Origin of the sequence: Marinobacter changyiensis (assembly GCF_009193265.1) — a bacterium.
Lineage (GTDB): Bacteria > Pseudomonadota > Gammaproteobacteria > Pseudomonadales > Oleiphilaceae > Marinobacter > Marinobacter changyiensis.
The window spans coordinates 222170-239049 of sequence record NZ_VZZZ01000005.1; the positions used below are offsets into that span (position 1 = coordinate 222170).

A 16880-nucleotide genomic window follows, 5' to 3' on the forward strand; every position below is an offset into this window, starting at 1 on the left:
CAACAATCAGAAAAGCAACCAGTTGGTTTTCAGAGCATTTCGATGGCCATAGCCGTTGCTTCCCCGCCGCCGATGCACAGCGCAGCAATACCGTTTTTCTTGCCATTCTGCTTGAGGGCGTGCATCAGGGTGACCAGCAGCCGCGAACCTGTGGAACCTACCGGGTGACCCTGGGCGCAGGCGCCACCGCGGATGTTAACCTTCTCCGGATCAAGTCCCAGCTCCCGGATGGGCATCATCGCGACCATGGCAAAGGCTTCATTGATCTCGAACAGATCAACGTCGTCTTTGGTCCAGTTGGTTTTCTCAAACAGCTTGCTGATGGCACCCACGGGCGCACAGGTAAACTCGGAGGGATGCTGGGAGTGAGTGGTATGGCCAAGGATGCGAGCCAGCGGCTTGAGGCCACGCCGCAGAGCCTCGGACTCACGCATCAACACAAGTGCCGACGCACCGTCAGAAATCGACGAAGCATTGGCAGCGGTAACCGTTCCATCCTTGCTGAAGGCCGGGCGCAGCGTCGGGATTTTCTCGAGGTTTGCGTTTAGCGGCTGCTCGTCATCTTCTACCACTACCTCGCCCTTGCGGGTAGTTACGGTCACGGGAATGATTTCTTCCTTCAGCAGACCGTCTTTGATGGCCGACTGGGCGCGTTTCAGGGAGCCAATTGCGTACGCGTCCATATCCTCACGGGTATAACCTTTCTGGTCGGCGACATCCTGGGCAAAGGCACCCATCAATCGTCCTGTTTCGGCGTCTTCCAGACCATCAAGGAACATGTGGTCCTGGGCCGTATCACCCGGGCCCATGCGATAGCCCTTGCGGGCATCAAGCAGCAGGTAAGGCGCGTTCGACATACTCTCCATGCCGCCCGCGACCATGATGTCGTTGGTTCCGGCCTTGATCAGATCGTGGGCCAGCATCGCCGCTTTCATCCCTGAGCCGCACAGCTTGTTAATGGTGGTCGCGCCGGTACTGTCCGGAAGTCCGGCTTCCCGCATGGCCTGCCTTGCTGGCCCCTGCTTGAGGCCAGCGGGCAACACATTGCCCATGATCACTTCCTGCACATCGCCCGCCTCGATACCCGCACGGCGAACCGCTTCGGCGATCGAAATGGCGCCCAGACGGGTGGCGCTGACCGTGCTCAGGCTGCCTTGAAAGCCACCCATGGGAGTACGTACGCCACTGACAATAACAACGTTTTCCTGACTCATGCTTTTAGTCCTCGGTTTCGGTATTTTTATCAGGCTTTGTGAGCTGCTTCCAGATATTCCCTGGATTGCATTTCCAGCAGCCGCGATTCGGTGCGCTCGAATTCGAACGACAAGCGACCGCCGGTATACAGGCCAGTAATGGGTGCGGCCGCTGAAATGATGACTTTGACGTTGCGATCATAAAACTCGTCAATCATGTTCACAAACCGGCGCGCCTGATCATCCTTGGTACTGCCCATGACCGGCACGTTGCTGATGATGATGGCATGGAACTCTCGCGCCAACTCGATGTAATCGTTCTGACTGCGCGGGCCATCGCAGAGCTCCCTGAAATCGAACCACACCACATCGTCCGCATGGCTGATGGCCCTCAGCTTGCGCCCGTTAATGTCGAGGTCCAGCGTATGGTTACCGGCATCTACTGCCAGATTGTGATAACTGGTGCGCAAGCTGGTGTCGGCGCCATCGTCCAGGGGGTGGTGGTAAAGCTCCGCCTGCTCAAGACTGCGCAAGCGATAATCCACCCCACCGTCCACATTGACCACTTCGGTATGTTTCTTGACAAGCTCGATCGCCGGCAGGAACCGGGCCCGCTGCAAGCCGTCCTTATAGAGGCCGTCCGGCACAATATTGGACGTGCACACCAGGGTGACACCGCGCCTGAACAGCCCGTCCAGCAGTGTCGCCAGGATCATCGCGTCGCCGATATCCGAGACAAAAAATTCATCGAAGCAGATGACCCGGGCTTCCTCCGAAAACCTTGCGGCCACATGCTCCAAAGGGTTCTTCTGGCCTTTAAGGTTTTTTAACTCCTTGTGCACCCGCTGCATGAAGCGGTGAAAGTGCACCCGCATCTTGCGTTTGAAAGGCAGGGACTCGAAAAACGTATCCATCAGATAGGTTTTTCCTCGACCAACCCCACCCCAGAAATAGAGGCCTTTGACTGGTTGCTCCCTGCCCTTGTTCAGCTTCAGACGGAGTTTCACCATTGTCTTCCGGCTCTGGCTTTCGGCCTCAATCAGTTTGTCGTACAGTGACTGTAAACGGCGCACAGCATCTTCCTGAGCTGAGTCTTTCTGGAAGCCTTGCTGGGCAAGGTCTTGCTGGTAGCGTTCCCAGGGTGTCATCAAGAGCATTCTCGCTGTGAGTGAACGACAGAGGATTTTCAGGCGCGATATTGTGGCGGAATCTGATAAATTTCGCCATTATGCCTCAAGCGTAGCCGTTTCGAAGACTCCGAGCATCCATTGCCGCCAGAGCAATACGACGATTGGCTCACACCCGGACCATGGGCCTGAGGGAAATCGGACGCTATACTGCGGTTTGAAGGAATACCATTTTGCCAACCACAGGACGAATTAACCTATGACGAACCTGATCCTGATTGCCGCCGCGGCACTGATCATCGGCCTGATTGCCGGCGTGCTGATCGGTCGTTCAAACCAGAGTCCGAACCTGCGCCAGCGTCGCGTGGAACAACAGATTGACGAACTGAAGAGCGAATACACCCGCTATCAGGCTCAGGTGAATGAACACTTTATGGAGTCTGCCCACTTGCTGCGCCGCTTTAACGATACTTATCGGGACGTAAACCAGCACATGGCCCGCGGCGCCAACCGGCTCTGCAACGACGAAGACTGGCTGGAAGAAATCGAGAAGACGACGACCAAGGCGCGCATAGAGGCGGATCAAGCCGATGGTTTTGAACCGCCCAGGGATTACGCGCCCAAGAGTGACCCGAAGGAAAAAGGCACGCTTGCTGAAGATTTCGGGCTGCCGAAGAAAGAGAAGGAAAGTAGCTGAGTCTGGGGATCAGGGTTTCGCGTTCCCTGTAGGAGCGGTTTTAACCGCGATTCATGAGCCTGAAAGATTCGCGACTAAAGTCGCTCCTACACCGCTAAACCGGGTTGTCGCAATCGACAAACTGGTGTGTAATTCCAAATTCATTTGCCAGTGCCTCACCCAAGGCTTTCACACCGTAGCGCTCGGTGGCGTGGTGGCCGGCGGCGAAGTAGTGGATGCCGCATTCCCGTGCGGTGTGGGTTGTGGGCTCTGAAATCTCTCCACTGATGAACGCATCCACGCCGGCGTCCAGCGCCTTGGTGATATACCCCTGCGCTGCGCCGGTACACCACGCGACGCGCTTGATCAGGTCCGGCCCGGTTCCGACCGCCAATGGCGCACGGTCGAGGCAGAGCTGAAGGTGCGCCGCAAACGCCTGGGGCGAAAGTGGCTTGGCAAGAGTCCCGGCCCACACCAGGCCGTCGAGCGGTACCGCATCCTGGATGTCCAGGATCTTTGCCAGCTGACGATTGTTGCCGTACTCGGGATGGTCGTCCAGCGGCAAGTGATAGGCCACCAGGTTGATATCGTAGTCCATTAACGCTTTGATTCTGGCCCGCTTCATGCCCTGGATACGCGGATCTTCACCTTTCCAGAAGTATCCGTGATGGACCAGGATCATATCGGCGCCTACGTAAATGGCCTCGTTGATCAATGCCTGGGAGGCCGTGACACCGGACACGATGTGCCTCACCTGGGATTTTCCCTCCACCTGCAGACCGTTGGGGCAATAGTCCTGAAACCGCTCGGGCTCAAGCCACCGGTTCATCGTTTGCATGAGGTCGTTACGGCTTACTGCCTTTGTTGCCTTTGTTGCCTTTGTCGCCATAGCTGATTCTCCAGATCCAGGCTTCTTCCAAACCTCGTCCATACCCGGTTCAAACTCTTTCCAAACATTGATCAGACAATATCCCCGAGCGCATCAAGCAAGGCGTCGTTCTGCAGCGGAGTGCCGACGGTTATACGCAGGAACTCGGAAATTCGGGGTTTCTGAAAATGCCGGACGATAATGCCCCGCTCCCGCAACGCCAGGGCCAGGGTTTCACCAGCATGTGCCGGATGGCGGGTAAATACAAAATTCGCTTTTGACGGTAATACGTCAAAACCCTGTTTCTGCAGGCCGCCGGTCAACCGTTCCCGCTCGGAAATCACCGCCTGACGGGTATGTTCGAACCAGTCTTCATCTTCAAAGGCTGCCTGAGCGCCGACCTGGGCCAGCTTATCCAGCGGGTAGGAATTGAAACTGTTCTTGACCCGTTCCAGGGCCTCGATCAGGTCCCTGTGGCCAACGGCCAGCCCGACCCGCAGACCCGCCAGCGAGCGGGCTTTTGACAGGGTCTGGGTGATCAGCAGGTTCGGATAACGGTCCACCAACGCAATGGCACTGGCTGTGCCGAAGTCCACGTAGGCCTCGTCAACGACGACAACGCTGTCCGGATTGGCTTGCACAATCTGCTCGATCAGGGCGAGTTCCATGGCCACACCCGTGGGCGCGTTGGGGTTGGGGAAAATAACGCCCCCGTTGGGTTGAGCGTAATCACTCGGTTCGATCTGATACTTATCGTTCAGCGGGACGGTCTTGCCCTCAATTCCGAACAGACCACAGTAAACCGGGTAGAAACTGTAGGTGATATCGGGAAACAGAACCGGCGCGCCGGGCTGGAACAAGGCCTGGAATACATGGGCAAGCACTTCGTCCGAGCCATTGCCGACAAAGATCTGGTCCCTGGTGACGCCGTAGTAGTCGGCGATGGTTTGTCTGAGCTGTTCGCTCTCCGGGTCCGGGTAAAGGCGCAAGTTGTCGCCGATCTCGCCCCGGATGGCTTCAATGACTTTGGGCGAAGGACCAAAGGGATTTTCGTTGGTGTTGAGCTTGACCAGATTGGCCATTCTCGGCTGCTCACCCGGCGTGTAAGGGGCGAGGCGGGCGATCAGAGGGCTCCAGAATCGACTCATAGGACTTTCCTCAGGACTTGATACGGTATTCAGCGGAGCGGGCGTGAGCAGTCAGCCCTTCCCCCCGGGCCAGCACCGAGGCCACCCGGCCCATGCGATCGGCGCCGGCCGCGGAGAACCCGATAATCGACGAGCGCTTCTGGAAGTCATACACCCCCAGCGGTGAGGAAAACCGCGCGGTCCCCGAGGTCGGCAAGACGTGGTTTGGCCCTGCGCAGTAGTCTCCGAGGGCTTCAGCTGTGTAGCGGCCCATGAAAATGGCACCGGCGTGACGAATCAGCTCGATGAGCGCCTCCGGGTCCTCCACTGACAGTTCAAGATGCTCCGGCGCGATACGATTGGACACCCTGGCCGCCTCCGCCAGATCGGCGACTTCAATCAAAGCCGCCCGGCCGCTGATTGAAGCGGCGATGATGTCGGCACGCTCCATGGTTGGCAACAAGGAGCGAATACTCGCCTCAACCTGATCCAGAAAGCCCTTGTCCGGGCTGATCAGAATTGATTGCGCCTGCTCATCGTGCTCGGCCTGGGAAAACAGGTCCATGGCGATCCAGTCCGGATCGGTTTTGCCATCGCAGATCACCAGAATTTCAGAGGGTCCGGCGATCATATCGATACCCACGGTACCGAAAACTTCCCGTTTGGCGGTGGCAACAAAGATATTGCCCGGCCCTACGATTTTATCGACCGCCGGCACCGTCTCAGTGCCATAGGCCAGCGCACCGACCGCTTGCGCGCCGCCCAGAGTGAATATCCGGTCGACCCGGGCGATAGCCGCTGCCGCCAGTACCATGTCATTGACCACGCCGGCAGGGGTCGGCACCACCATGATAATTTCGCCCACGCCGGCCACTTTGGCGGGTATGGCATTCATTAGCACTGAGGAAGGATAAGCGGCCTTACCACCAGGCACGTAGATACCGGCGCGATCCAGCGGGCTGACCTTCTGGCCCAGCACTGTGCCATCGGCATCCTGGTACTGCCAGGAGGTCTGGAGCTGGCGCTCATGGTAATCACGGATTCGCTCGGCAGCGGCTTCCAGTGCTTCCCGCTGCTCCTTGGGTATGGATTCCAGTGCCGCCTGCATGCGCTCCCGGGATACCTCAAGGTCCGCCACACTGTTGGCTTGCAGCTGGTCAAATTTTGCCGTGAACTCCAGCACCGCGGCATCGCCACGAGTCTTGACCGAGCGCAGGATATGACGAACCGATTCGTTAACCTGGTCATCGACGCTGTCTTCCCAGGCCAAAAGCCGGGAAAGGCAGGTATCAAAGTCAGCTTGTGCAGCTGACAGGCGCTTCACTGCGACATCGGTCATCGGTTGTCCTCTTCAATATCCGGTTATAGGGATGGTCCAGTGCTCGCCATCCGCTTTCAGTTACGTGCCAATCTCTCACTGTAGGAGCGGTTTTAACCGCGAAAAATAGTCGCGCCTCGCACCGATTCGCGACTAAGGTCGCTCCTACAAAGACCAGAACAAGCGCCATGCTCCTTGTAGGAGCGGTTTTAACCGATCCGGGTTGGTCTGGCTCAGCGCCGGCGTTCTACGGCTGCGCTCATCTGCTCAATGATGGGTTTCAGAGCGCTGTGTTTCATTTTCATGCTGGCTCGATTAACCACCAGGCGGCTGCTGATGTGGTCGATCAATTCTCGGGCTTCGAGGCCGTTGGCCTTCAGGGTGTTGCCGGTATCGACAACATCGACAATTTCATCGGCCAGCCCGAGTATCGGAGCCAGCTCCATGGCACCGTACAGCTTGATGATATCCGCCTGTTTACCCTGAGAGGCGTAGTACTGACGAGCAAGTTTTACGAACTTGGTGGCTACCCGGATTCGACCCTCTGGCGCGGGCTGCCCGACCTTGCCCGCGGTCATCAGCTTGCAGCGGGCTATATTCAGGTCCAGGGGCTCATAGAGCCCTTCGCCGCCATGTTCCATCAGCACGTCTTTGCCGGTCACCCCCAGGTCTGCCCCGCCGTATTGAACATAGGTCGGCACGTCGGTGGCGCGGATAATCAGCAGCCGGACGTTCGGGTTGGTTGTCGGGAACACCAGCTTGCGGGACTTTTCGACGTCGTCGAGGAGCTCAATCCCGGCCTCCTTCAATAGCGGCAGGGTTTCCGTGAGGATTCGCCCTTTCGACAGCGCGATGGTGATGGTCTCTGTCATGATCCCTTCCGGTAAGTTAATTTCAGGCCAACAGGGTTCGTTCTAGCCTGGTATGCGCCGTATCGTCGCGCCCAGCAACTGCAGCTTTTCTTCGATACATTCGTAGCCACGATCAATGTGATAGATACGGTCTACAATGGTGTCGCCCTCAGCCACCAGCCCGGCAATAACCAGGCTCGCCGAGGCACGCAGATCCGTCGCCATGACCGGCGCCCCGGTGAGGTGGTCGACGCCCTTGATAATGGCGGCGTTACCTTCCAGGGTAATATCGGCGCCCATGCGAATCAGCTCCTGCAGATGCATGAAGCGATTTTCAAACACGGTTTCCACGATGGTCCCGGTGCCCTCTGCCACGGCATTCATCGCCGCAAACTGGGCCTGCATATCGGTCGGAAACGCAGGATAAGGCGCCGTGCGCACACTCACCGCTTTCGGGCGATTACCCTTCATGTCCAGCTCGATCCAGTCTTTACCGGTGCTGATGTTGGCTCCGGCTTCGTCAAGCTTGATCAACACCGCTTCAAGCAGCTCCTCGCGGGTATCCTTGAGCTTGACCCGACCACCGGTCGCGGCCGCAGCGACCAGGTAGGTACCGGTTTCAACCCGGTCCGGCAGCACGTCGTAGCGGCAACCGTGCAGCCGTTTCACACCGTTGATCTCGATGGTGGCGGTGCCATGGCCTTTGATATCGGCTCCCATGGCGATCAGGCACTCCGCCAGATCCACCACTTCTGGCTCCCGCGCGGCGTTTTCCAGAATGGTTTTGCCATCGGCCAGGGCCGCCGCCATCATCAGGTTTTCTGTCCCGGTCACCGTGACCATATCCAGGAAGATGTGGGCGCCCTTCAGGCGGCCATTGCTCTTGGCCTTGATATAGCCGTTTTCAACCTTGATTTCCGCACCCATCATTTCAAGACCGTGGATGTGAAGGTTGACCGGCCGGCTGCCAATGGCGCAGCCGCCAGGCAAAGACACTTCCGCCTCGCCAAAATGAGCGACCAGGGGGCCCAGCACCAGGATGGAGGCGCGCATGGTCTTGACCAACTCATAAGGCGCGTGAAAATGCTTGATGGTGTTGGCGTGAACTTCAACACTCAGCTTTTCATCGATCATCATCTCCACGCCCATGCTTCCGAGGAGCTCAATCATGGTGGTGATGTCGTGGAGGTGCGGCAGATTCCCGATGGTGACGGGTTCATCCGCCAGCAGCGTCGATGCGAGTATGGGCAGCGCAGAGTTCTTGGCGCCGGAAATCCGTATTTCTCCATCCAGCGGCGCACGGCCACGAATCAGTAATTTATCCAAAATTGAAGTCCTGTAATGTTCAAGGGCCGGGCACCGCAATTGCAATTGCGATAGATAGAACCCGAAGGGCTGACTGGCAGGCCGCTCTACTGACCCTGCTGGGCCGCCCACTCTGCAGGCGTGAAGGCTTTTATGGTCAGCGCATGAATCGTATTCTCAGCCAGTTGGGCGTTGAGGATGCCGTAGATCAGCTGGTGTTTTTTCACCCGCGACAACCCTTCAAAACGGTCCCCGATGGCAATGACCAGAAAATGGTTGCCTTCGCTGCGCACTTCAATCTCGCAATCAGGCAGCGCTGTCTTGACCAATTCGGCCGCTTCTTGGGCTTCCATAGGATAGATCCTCGGGTTTGTTATAAATCAGGGGCGGAATTGTAACCAATTACGGACGCGGGCTAAACAAAGGGACAAAAGAATGTTCCTCAGTGCTCCTGAACACGCTGCTCTGAGGGAACATCCGGGAGCGCATCCGTGCGAACAGCCGGGGCGCGATCAAAGCCTGGCAGGTGCTGGTTCAGCCCGCTCAGTGTGCTCAGTGACAGCAAGCGTTCGCTGATGCCGGAGTAGATCAGGGTCTGGTGGCGGGCTATCGCTGCCCGCTGCCAACAGAGCAGCAGCGACAGCAGAATGCTGTGGGCGTTTTCAACCCCGGTCAGGTTGATCTCGACCTCTCCATGTGCGCTATTGATGGCGCCCAGCCGCTGCTCACCCTGGTTCCTCAGGCCAACCACGTTATCCGCGGTGACATATCCGGAAACCGCCAGCGTACCACCACCCTGCTGGCTGATAGACGGGGCGGCCCGGTCTGTCATGACTTTGCTGCGCCGTCGTCAAGGTCCAGCGACCCGGCCGCCTTGCTCCAGTCATCAATGACCGCCTGAACATCGCCCCGTTTTGCTTCCATTTCCTGAGCAAAACGATCACGGAATGCCAAACCGATATTCACGCCTTCGACGATCACGTTTTCCATCAGCCACTGACCCTCATCATTGCGGTACATGGAATAGCTGACCGGGTAACGGTTGCCCGCGGCGGACTCCACTTCCATAGCCACCGATGCGCGACTGTCGTTGGAAGGATCAACGGTGGCCTCTTTGACCGCAATAGTGAAATCCTCTGCATCGACCAGGGCCTGGGCATAACTGTCGAACAGGCTGCGCTTGAACTTCTCAACAAATTCATCCCGTTGCTCGGGCGTTGCCTGGCGGGCATAACGTCCCATGACACGGGCGGCTATGCGACGAAAATCCACGAAGTCCCGCAATTCCTCGTCCATGCTTTCGTAAAACGCTTCCTGATCCTTCGAGTAGAGGCCACGCTCGGAGTTCAGCCTGTCAACCAGTTGCTGGGTGTTCTTGTCAACGTAGCTGCGCAGGTCCTCATTGGCACTGGCCTGCACCGACCCCAGCAAGGCGGCGATAACCAGGGCGACAACCGGCAGCAATGTCCGTTTTAAAGCCATGCATTTCTCCTGTCCGAGCGTTAAGTACAGGTGCTTCCGGTGTCTCGGTTAACCAGCCGGAAACTGTGTCAGGGTTAGGGAGCCTCTGAATCAGCGACCCGTTGCAAAGTTGGTGATCATCCGCTCGAGATTCATTGCCGACTGGGTTTCATAAAAATCATCACCAGCGGACAGCGAATCGGTGCCCGCACCTACGGAAATGTCAATATACTGGTCTCCAAGCAGGCCCGATGTACGTATTACTGCGGAACTGTCTGCCGGAATCGAACTGTACGCCGCGTCGATGTCGATGGCGACCCGGGCCTGAAAAGTCTCGGGATTCAGGGTGATGTCACGGATCCGGCCGATCGTCACGCCCGCCATGGAAACCTTGCCCCGGGGAGCCAGATTGCCGGCATCGTTAAAATCGGCGTAGACGGTGTAGGTATCACCCGCCGGTTTCAGTGACAGGCCGCTCACTTGCAGGGCCAGCACTAACAAGGCCGCAAACCCTGCAATCATAAACAACCCGACGATAATTTCCGTAGTTCTTTGCGCCATGTCACTCTCCCGGATACAGCTTTAACTGCCTCAGAACCCACCAAACATAACGGCCGTCAGGATGAAATCCAGCCCCAGCACCGCCAATGAAGAATACACTACTGTTTTCGTTGTCGCGGAACTGATCCCGGCCGAGGTGGGCACACAATCATAACCCTGAAATACCGCGATCCAGCTGCAGACGAAGCCAAACACCACACTTTTGATCACCCCGTTCATCACGTCCTCGGTAAAACTGACCGATGACTGCATATTGGACCAGAAGGCGCCTTCAAATACGCCAAGCCATTCAACTCCGACCAGCATGCCACCCCAAATGCCCACCACCGAGAAGATCACCGCCAACAACGGCAGCGAAATGAAACCGGCCCAGAATCTCGGCGCCACCACCCTTCGCAGCGGATCAACGCCCATCATTTCCATACTCGACAGCTGCTCGGTTGCTTTCATCAAACCGATTTCTGCGGTCAACGCCGAGCCGGCCCGCCCCGCAAACAACAGCGCCGTTACCACCGGGCCCAATTCCCGGACCAGGGTCAATGCCACCATCTGCCCGATGGCCTGCTCGGAGCCAAAATCACTGAGAATGGTATAGCCCTGGAGGCCAAGCACCATCCCGATAAACAGCCCGGACACCACCACGATCACCAGAGATAGCACGCCAACGGAGTACAACTGGCGTATCAGTAAAGGCGTGCCGACCCGCGGGTTTGGCACACCCACCAGCACCCGCCATAAAAAAGTGCCGGAGCGGCCCAGCGATCCGATTGCTGTGAGGCCATTTCGGCCCAGACGTGCGATGGACTCCATCATCGGGACATCTCGCCCAGACCCCAGTCACTGGCGCTGTCCGGTGCCGGGTAATGAAACGGCACGGGCCCGTCTGGCTGCCCGGTCAGGAACTGCTGAACGCGCTCGGAAGGGTGTTCGCGAAGCTCGTCCGGGGTGCCCTGGCCAATAATCTTGCCGTCAGAAACAATGCAGGCAAAATGACAAATGCTTAGACTTTCCGGCACATCGTGGGACACCAGCACACTGGTCAGCCCCATGGCGCTGTTGAGGTCACGGATCATCTTGACCAGTACGCCCATGGCAATGGGGTCCTGACCGGCGAACGGTTCGTCGTACATGATCAACTCAGGGTCCATGACAATGCTACGGGCCAGCGCAACCCGGCGGGTCATGCCTCCGGATAATTCGGAAGGCATCATACTGCGGGTACCCCGAAGGCCGACAGCCTCAAGCTTCATCAACACGATGTCGCGAATCATTTCCTCCGGCAGCCGGGTGTGCACCCGAAGAGGAAACGCCACGTTTTCAAAGACGCTGATATCGGTAAACAGGGCACCACTCTGAAACAGCATGCCCATTTTCTCGCGAAGCTCGTAGAGCGCCTTGCGACTCAGGGTCGAGACGTCATGGCCTGCCACGGTGACCTTGCCGGATGACGGTTTTAACTGGCCGCCAATCAGCTTGAGCAGAGTGGTTTTCCCGGTGCCGCTGGGGCCCATAATGGCGGTGATCAGGCCACTGGGGATATCAAGCGTGACACCCTCAAATATGGTGTGTTCGCCACGGGAAAAACGAACATTGTCAAAGCTTATATAGGGAGAGGACGCCATAACGTATCCGGCTTGCCTGTGAATCTCCGCTTTGAGCCAGCCGCGGGCGGAGCGTTGGTGGTTGATCTGTGGCTCTTAATGAGCGGTACATTATGATAAGTTCCACCCGAGCTCAATGACCGCTCCACAAAATATCCTGTTTGCAACGGTCAGTTCACCTGAAAGACATTTCATCCGGACAATCAAGGCTTACCATGACTTTTGGCCTTTATATCGGCGCCATCGTAATTGGCCTGGCGTTACTGACCTGGAGCGCCGACCGTTTTATCAACGGCGCGGTGGGCTGCTCCGACGTGCTGAAACTGCCGCCGATGGTGACCGGACTTGTTCTGGTCGCCTTTGGCACCTCGGCGCCTGAAATCCTGGTCTCCACCCTGGCCTCTCTGACCGGGTCACCGGCGCTTGCGGTGGGCAATGCCCTTGGTTCAAACATTGCCAATATCGGCCTGGTTCTTGGCTTTACCATCCTGATCGCCCCCATTCCCCTCAAAAAAGCGGTGTTATACCGTGAGTTGCCGATTCTTTTGGCTGCGACGATGTTTGCCTGGCTGTTGTTTCTGGATTACCGGCTTTCGCCCGTGGATGGCATGCTGTTGCTATTGATGCTGGCCCTATCGCTGGGGTTCCTGGTCTGGCGTAACCAAACCGGCGCTGAAGACATCTTTGAAATCCCCGAACAAGGCCACCGTCTATCCCACCGCCAGGCTGTCTTTCACTTCCTGAGCGGCCTCATCATTCTGATTGCCAGTGCCCGTTTGCTGGTCTGGGGCGCGTCGGAGCTGGCCATCGGGTTGGGCATCGACGAGCTTATTGTCGGGCTGACGATTGTCGCGATTGGCACCAGCCTGCCGGAACTTGCAGCCTCCCTGTCCGCCGCCTTGAAAGGACATCAGGATATGGCACTGGGTAACATAGTCGGTTCAAACCTGTTTAACCTGCTGGCCGTCCTTGCCGTGCCAGCCCTGTTGGGACCCATGGACCTGTCAACCGAGATAATTCTCAGAGATTACGGCACCATGGCCGCACTGACCGTGTTGCTGGGCGTATTCGCCTACAGCATGCAACGAAAGGGAAAACTGGCCAGACTCGAGGGTGGTATACTGCTGGCCATCTATGCGGGCTACACCACCTGGCTGGTGGTTTCCTTAGTCTGACATAAGGCATTTACGGAGCACCCGGTATTTGCCATTGTTCATTTCAAGACGCATTAACTCAGGACCGGTATGAACCAGCGCTACATTGAATTCGCCCTCAAGGCCATCACCATCGAACGGGACGCCATTGACGCCTTAAGAACCCGGATCAATGAGGACTTCGTTCGGGCCTGTGAAACCATCATGGCCTGCAAGGGACGTGTGGTTGTCACCGGTATGGGCAAGTCCGGGCACATCGGCAACAAAATCGCGGCCACCCTCGCCAGCACCGGCACACCCTCTTTCTTCGTGCATCCCGGGGAAGCGAGCCATGGCGACCTGGGTATGATCACCAACCAGGACGTGGTGCTGGCCATCTCGAACTCCGGTAATACCGCCGAAGTGCTGACCATATTGCCACTCATCAAACGCATGGGGGCTCCGCTGATCAGCATGACCGGCAACAGCGAGTCCATCCTGGCCCGGGAAGCGGTCGCGAATCTCGATGTCAGCGTGGCGCTGGAAGCCTGTCCACTGGGGCTGGCACCCACCTCGAGTACCACGGCGACACTGGTGATGGGCGATGCATTGGCGGTGGCCCTATTGGAGGCCCGCGGGTTCAGCGCTGAAGATTTTGCGTTTTCTCACCCCGGCGGAACACTGGGGCGACGCCTGCTGCTGAGGGTGTCTGACATCATGCATACGGGTGACCGTATCCCGAGGGTCTCACCGCAAACGACCCTGGGTGGCGCCCTGCTGGAGATTTCGCAAAAAGGCCTGGGCATGACGACCATTGTCGATACCACTGGCCACATGCTGGGGCTTTTCACAGACGGCGATTTGCGACGAACTCTCGATCATGCCATTGATATTCACAACACACCGATAGCAGACGTGATGACGCGAAACGGCAAGACTATTCACGATGACCAGCTCGCCGCCGAGGCATTGAATATGATGGAAGAGCTGAAAATAAACGCCCTGCCGGTCATCAATCGGCGAGGTGAGCTGACCGGAGCGATCAACATGCACGATCTGCTCAGGGCGGGGGTTATCTGATGTCGCTCTCCATAGCCCCTGATTCCGTGCCCGCCAACATAGCCCGTAAAGCGGCCAGCATCCGTTTGTTGGTGCTGGATGTGGACGGCGTCATGAGCAATGGCCAGTTGCTGTTCAGTGCGCAAGGGGACGAGCTCAAGGCCTTTAATATTCTGGACGGTCTCGGCATCAAACAGCTGATGACCGCCGGAGTGGACGTAGCCATCATCACCGGGCGCAGCTCACCGCTAACCGCAAAACGGGCCAGCGATCTTGGCATCAAACATCTGCTGCAGGGACGGGAGGACAAACTGGACGCGCTTGTTGAGCTCGCCACCCAGCTCGGGCGCACGGCGGATGAAATAGCGTATATGGGCGATGACCTCCCGGACCTGTCCGCGATCCAGTTTGCCGGTCTTGGCGTTACCGTGCCGAATGGCCACTGGTTTGTCCGACAGCACGCCGATTATTGCACCACCGCCGGCGGAGGCACCGGTGCCGTGCGGGAGCTGAGCGACCTGATTCTGGCCAGCCAGAACCGCCTCGACGCCCTGCTCGCCGACTATCTGCTGGACGCCAAGGTGACGAGTGGCCAATGACGATCACCGGTCTGTTCTCTCTATTGATGTCTCACCGTCTCACCAGAATGGCAGCCCTGGCGGGCACCGGCCTGGTGCTCGGATCCCTGCTCTGGCAGAGCGAGGAAAGCCGTGAGCCCTCCGACGCCCTGGCGCTAAGGGGCCCCAGCGAGCCGGATGGCTTTGTGGTGGACGGGCGTTATCGCTCTTTTGATATCAATGGCCAGCTTGAAACCGTTATCTACAGCCCCCGGATCGAGCAGTTCGAAGCCCGGAACCTGGCTACGATGTCACAGCCCGACGCCACCCTCCATGACCCCGACTCCGATACCACCTGGCGAATGACTGCGAATCGGGGAGAGTTCCAGGAAGACAAGGACATTATCGATCTGGAGGGTGATGTATTGGTACGCAGACCGCTGGCAAATGGCGAGGTCGCTACCCTCGAAGCAGAGCACCTGACTCTGGATAATAAACAGCGTACCGTATATACCGATACGCCCGTAGTGCTTACGGAGGCTCATGGCGTGACGCGAGCCACCGGCATGAAGGCCTGGATCAACGACCGGGTTCTTGAGCTTCACTCACAGGTTAAAGGACGCTATGACACGCCCCAATCAAACTGACTTGACCCTTAACCCGTTTCTCAGCCAGCGCCACTTATACAGGCTGGCAATGCTGTCTTCGATCACTGCGGCGCTGTGGCTGACAACGTCCCCGGCCGTGGCCTTTGACCTGAATTCTGATAGCCCGATTTCGGTCAGTGCCGACAGCGCCCGGCTGGATGACAGCAAAGGCGAAGCAACCTACACCGGTGATGTGGTGGTGACCCAGGACCAGACCCGCCTGACCGCAGACCGGGTGGTCTTGTACCGGGATCAGGCAGGTGTACAGCGAATCGAAGCGTTTGGAACCCCGGCCCGCTACAAGCATCCTGCGATGGGCGATCAGGCCGAGACCGACGCTCAAGCCCTGGAAATCACTTACACCGCCAAAGACAGTCAGCTCACCCTCGAGGAAGAAGCGGTTATTGAACAGGCCAGTAACATTTTCCGCGGCGACCGCATCGAGTATGACATTACGGCCAGAATTGTGACGGCCGAAGGCACAACTCGGGACGGCGAGCCCCAAGGGCGGGTAGAAATGGTTATACAGCCCCGCAGCGGCGCCGCCAGGCCGGCATCTTCATCCGACTCATCCACGACCGGGGATAAGCCCTGATGGCAGTATTGCGAGCGAGCAACCTGGCGAAAAGTTACAAACAGAAAAAGGTCGTTATCGACGTTTCCCTGGAAATCCACAGCGGTGAAATTGTCGGCCTGCTGGGCCCCAACGGCGCGGGCAAGACCACGTGTTTCTATATGATTGTCGGGCTGGTGCCGGCAGACAACGGCCGGATATCCATTGATGCTGACGATATCACCCCGCTACCGATGCATGGGCGGGCCAGAAAAGGCATTGGTTATCTGCCGCAAGAGGCCTCCGTCTTTCGCAAGCTCACGGTGCGTGACAACATCATGGCAATTCTGGAGACCCGCAAAGCACTCAGCAAGGCCCAGCGCGAATCAAAGCTGGAATCGCTGCTTGAGGAGTTTCACATTACCCATATCCGTGACAGCTTTGGCATGGCCCTGTCCGGTGGCGAACGGCGGCGGGTGGAAATTGCCCGGGCACTGGCAGTGGAGCCGGCGTTCATTTTGCTGGATGAGCCTTTCGCAGGGGTAGACCCGATTTCTGTCAGTGACATCAAGCAGATCATCCGGCACCTGCGCGACAAAGGCATAGGCGTACTGATCACGGATCACAACGTGCGGGAAACGCTGGATATCTGCGAGAACGCCTACATTGTCAGCGGCGGCCGTATTATTGCCTCAGGTCCGGCCTCTGACATTATCGCCAACGAGCAAGTCAAGGAAGTTTATCTGGGCAACGAATTCAGGCTCTAGGTGTGAACAGATGAATTGTCTTGCACCCCATCAAGCAAGTACACTTCGGCAGAGATATTGCTTGTATAGCCAAGTT

Annotated in this window: 20 protein-coding genes; 7 read left to right on the plus strand and 13 right to left on the minus strand. The window is 57.6% G+C overall.

The window, feature by feature from the left end; genetic code table 11:
- Nucleotides 1-29: 29 nt before the first annotated feature.
- The gene (locus tag F6Y09_RS14460) at nt 30-1214 is read right to left on the minus strand and encodes a thiolase family protein (RefSeq protein WP_152207641.1); all 1185 of its coding nucleotides are present in this window, start codon (nt 1212-1214) and stop codon (nt 30-32) included.
- Between the two features lie 29 nt (nt 1215-1243).
- Complete coding sequence (gene zapE, locus F6Y09_RS14465; RefSeq protein ID WP_152207642.1) at nt 1244-2341, minus strand: cell division protein ZapE; 1098 nt, start codon at nt 2339-2341, stop codon at nt 1244-1246.
- Between the two features lie 238 nt (nt 2342-2579).
- On the opposite strand from zapE, the gene F6Y09_RS14470 reads away from it, so the two are divergent.
- The gene (locus F6Y09_RS14470; RefSeq protein WP_152207643.1) at nt 2580-3017 is read left to right on the plus strand and encodes a Z-ring associated ZapG family protein; all 438 of its coding nucleotides are present in this window, start codon (nt 2580-2582) and stop codon (nt 3015-3017) included.
- A gap of 94 nt (nt 3018-3111) precedes the next feature.
- Here F6Y09_RS14470 and F6Y09_RS14475 read toward each other — a convergent pair whose 3' ends face one another.
- The 11 genes from F6Y09_RS14475 to F6Y09_RS14525 all read right to left on the minus strand — a co-directional run bounded on the left by F6Y09_RS14475 (nt 3112) and on the right by F6Y09_RS14525 (nt 12109).
- Nucleotides 3112-3885 carry a Nif3-like dinuclear metal center hexameric protein gene (locus F6Y09_RS14475; RefSeq protein WP_152207644.1) on the minus strand — a complete coding sequence of 258 codons (774 nt, stop codon included), beginning with the start codon at nt 3883-3885 and terminating at the stop codon, nt 3112-3114.
- A 71-nt stretch (nt 3886-3956) separates the two neighbouring features.
- Entirely contained in the window at nt 3957-5012 is a 1056-nt protein-coding gene (hisC, locus tag F6Y09_RS14480; RefSeq protein WP_152207645.1) for a histidinol-phosphate transaminase, read from the minus strand.
- Between the two features lie 10 nt (nt 5013-5022).
- Nucleotides 5023-6330, minus strand: coding sequence for a histidinol dehydrogenase (gene hisD / locus F6Y09_RS14485; RefSeq protein ID WP_152207646.1), 1308 nt, complete (start codon nt 6328-6330; stop codon nt 5023-5025).
- A 212-nt stretch (nt 6331-6542) separates the two neighbouring features.
- Entirely contained in the window at nt 6543-7181 is a 639-nt protein-coding gene (hisG, locus tag F6Y09_RS14490; protein WP_152207647.1) for an ATP phosphoribosyltransferase, read from the minus strand.
- Between the two features lie 42 nt (nt 7182-7223).
- Nucleotides 7224-8486 carry a UDP-N-acetylglucosamine 1-carboxyvinyltransferase gene (murA, locus tag F6Y09_RS14495; protein ID WP_152207648.1) on the minus strand — a complete coding sequence of 421 codons (1263 nt, stop codon included), beginning with the start codon at nt 8484-8486 and terminating at the stop codon, nt 7224-7226.
- Nucleotides 8487-8572: 86 nt separating this feature from the next.
- A complete protein-coding gene (locus tag F6Y09_RS14500; RefSeq protein WP_152207649.1) occupies nt 8573-8818 on the minus strand; it encodes a BolA family protein in 246 nt (81 codons plus the stop codon).
- An 89-nt stretch (nt 8819-8907) separates the two neighbouring features.
- Nucleotides 8908-9297 carry an STAS domain-containing protein gene (locus F6Y09_RS14505; protein ID WP_152207650.1) on the minus strand — a complete coding sequence of 130 codons (390 nt, stop codon included), beginning with the start codon at nt 9295-9297 and terminating at the stop codon, nt 8908-8910.
- Nucleotides 9294-9947, minus strand: coding sequence for an MlaC/ttg2D family ABC transporter substrate-binding protein (locus F6Y09_RS14510; RefSeq protein ID WP_152207651.1), 654 nt, complete (start codon nt 9945-9947; stop codon nt 9294-9296). The genes F6Y09_RS14505 and F6Y09_RS14510 overlap by 4 nt, the downstream gene beginning before the upstream one ends.
- A gap of 90 nt (nt 9948-10037) precedes the next feature.
- On the minus strand, nt 10038-10487 hold the full coding sequence (gene mlaD / locus F6Y09_RS14515) for an outer membrane lipid asymmetry maintenance protein MlaD (RefSeq protein ID WP_152207652.1): 450 nt from the start codon (nt 10485-10487) through the stop codon (nt 10038-10040).
- A 30-nt stretch (nt 10488-10517) separates the two neighbouring features.
- On the minus strand, nt 10518-11300 hold the full coding sequence (gene mlaE, locus F6Y09_RS14520; protein ID WP_152207653.1) for a lipid asymmetry maintenance ABC transporter permease subunit MlaE: 783 nt from the start codon (nt 11298-11300) through the stop codon (nt 10518-10520).
- Nucleotides 11297-12109, minus strand: coding sequence for an ABC transporter ATP-binding protein (locus tag F6Y09_RS14525; RefSeq protein WP_152207654.1), 813 nt, complete (start codon nt 12107-12109; stop codon nt 11297-11299). Before F6Y09_RS14525 ends, mlaE begins: the two co-directional genes overlap by 4 nt.
- Nucleotides 12110-12303: 194 nt before the next feature.
- On the opposite strand from F6Y09_RS14525, the gene F6Y09_RS14530 reads away from it, so the two are divergent.
- The 6 genes from F6Y09_RS14530 to lptB all read left to right on the plus strand — a co-directional run bounded on the left by F6Y09_RS14530 (nt 12304) and on the right by lptB (nt 16804).
- Nucleotides 12304-13263: a calcium/sodium antiporter gene (locus F6Y09_RS14530; RefSeq protein WP_152207655.1), complete on the plus strand. Its 960-nt coding sequence runs from the start codon at nt 12304-12306 to the stop codon at nt 13261-13263.
- Between the two features lie 69 nt (nt 13264-13332).
- Nucleotides 13333-14301 (plus strand): KpsF/GutQ family sugar-phosphate isomerase, encoded by a 969-nt coding sequence (locus F6Y09_RS14535; protein ID WP_152207656.1) that lies wholly within the window; start codon nt 13333-13335, stop codon nt 14299-14301.
- Nucleotides 14301-14879: a KdsC family phosphatase gene (locus tag F6Y09_RS14540; RefSeq protein WP_152207657.1), complete on the plus strand. Its 579-nt coding sequence runs from the start codon at nt 14301-14303 to the stop codon at nt 14877-14879. Before F6Y09_RS14535 ends, F6Y09_RS14540 begins: the two co-directional genes overlap by 1 nt.
- Nucleotides 14876-15484, plus strand: coding sequence for an LPS export ABC transporter periplasmic protein LptC (lptC, locus tag F6Y09_RS14545; protein WP_179959428.1), 609 nt, complete (start codon nt 14876-14878; stop codon nt 15482-15484). Before F6Y09_RS14540 ends, lptC begins: the two co-directional genes overlap by 4 nt.
- On the plus strand, nt 15462-16079 hold the full coding sequence (gene lptA, locus F6Y09_RS14550) for a lipopolysaccharide transport periplasmic protein LptA (protein WP_246180546.1): 618 nt from the start codon (nt 15462-15464) through the stop codon (nt 16077-16079). Before lptC ends, lptA begins: the two co-directional genes overlap by 23 nt.
- Nucleotides 16079-16804 (plus strand): LPS export ABC transporter ATP-binding protein, encoded by a 726-nt coding sequence (gene lptB, locus F6Y09_RS14555; RefSeq protein WP_152207658.1) that lies wholly within the window; start codon nt 16079-16081, stop codon nt 16802-16804. The genes lptA and lptB overlap by 1 nt, the downstream gene beginning before the upstream one ends.
- Nucleotides 16805-16880: the final 76 nt, after the last annotated feature.

Excerpts from the sequence above, each read along its gene's own strand:
- F6Y09_RS14460 (WP_152207641.1), bottom strand. The coding sequence starts at position 1,214 with ATGAGTCAGGAAAACGTTGTTATTGTCAGTGGCGTACGTACTCCCATG.
- zapE (WP_152207642.1), bottom strand. The coding sequence starts at position 2,341 with ATGACACCCTGGGAACGCTACCAGCAAGACCTTGCCCAGCAAGGCTTC.
- F6Y09_RS14470 (WP_152207643.1), top strand. The coding sequence starts at position 2,580 with ATGACGAACCTGATCCTGATTGCCGCCGCGGCACTGATCATCGGCCTG.
- F6Y09_RS14475 (WP_152207644.1), bottom strand. The coding sequence starts at position 3,885 with ATGGCGACAAAGGCAACAAAGGCAACAAAGGCAGTAAGCCGTAACGAC.
- hisC (WP_152207645.1), bottom strand. The coding sequence starts at position 5,012 with ATGAGTCGATTCTGGAGCCCTCTGATCGCCCGCCTCGCCCCTTACACG.
- hisD (WP_152207646.1), bottom strand. The coding sequence starts at position 6,330 with ATGACCGATGTCGCAGTGAAGCGCCTGTCAGCTGCACAAGCTGACTTT.
- hisG (WP_152207647.1), bottom strand. The coding sequence starts at position 7,181 with ATGACAGAGACCATCACCATCGCGCTGTCGAAAGGGCGAATCCTCACG.
- F6Y09_RS14500 (WP_152207649.1), bottom strand. The coding sequence starts at position 8,818 with ATGGAAGCCCAAGAAGCGGCCGAATTGGTCAAGACAGCGCTGCCTGAT.
- F6Y09_RS14505 (WP_152207650.1), bottom strand. The coding sequence starts at position 9,297 with ATGACAGACCGGGCCGCCCCGTCTATCAGCCAGCAGGGTGGTGGTACG.
- F6Y09_RS14510 (WP_152207651.1), bottom strand. The coding sequence starts at position 9,947 with ATGGCTTTAAAACGGACATTGCTGCCGGTTGTCGCCCTGGTTATCGCC.
- mlaD (WP_152207652.1), bottom strand. The coding sequence starts at position 10,487 with ATGGCGCAAAGAACTACGGAAATTATCGTCGGGTTGTTTATGATTGCA.
- mlaE (WP_152207653.1), bottom strand. The coding sequence starts at position 11,300 with ATGATGGAGTCCATCGCACGTCTGGGCCGAAATGGCCTCACAGCAATC.
- F6Y09_RS14525 (WP_152207654.1), bottom strand. The coding sequence starts at position 12,109 with ATGGCGTCCTCTCCCTATATAAGCTTTGACAATGTTCGTTTTTCCCGT.
- F6Y09_RS14530 (WP_152207655.1), top strand. The coding sequence starts at position 12,304 with ATGACTTTTGGCCTTTATATCGGCGCCATCGTAATTGGCCTGGCGTTA.
- F6Y09_RS14535 (WP_152207656.1), top strand. The coding sequence starts at position 13,333 with ATGAACCAGCGCTACATTGAATTCGCCCTCAAGGCCATCACCATCGAA.
- F6Y09_RS14540 (WP_152207657.1), top strand. The coding sequence starts at position 14,301 with ATGTCGCTCTCCATAGCCCCTGATTCCGTGCCCGCCAACATAGCCCGT.
- lptC (WP_179959428.1), top strand. The coding sequence starts at position 14,876 with ATGACGATCACCGGTCTGTTCTCTCTATTGATGTCTCACCGTCTCACC.
- lptA (WP_246180546.1), top strand. The coding sequence starts at position 15,462 with ATGACACGCCCCAATCAAACTGACTTGACCCTTAACCCGTTTCTCAGC.
- lptB (WP_152207658.1), top strand. The coding sequence starts at position 16,079 with ATGGCAGTATTGCGAGCGAGCAACCTGGCGAAAAGTTACAAACAGAAA.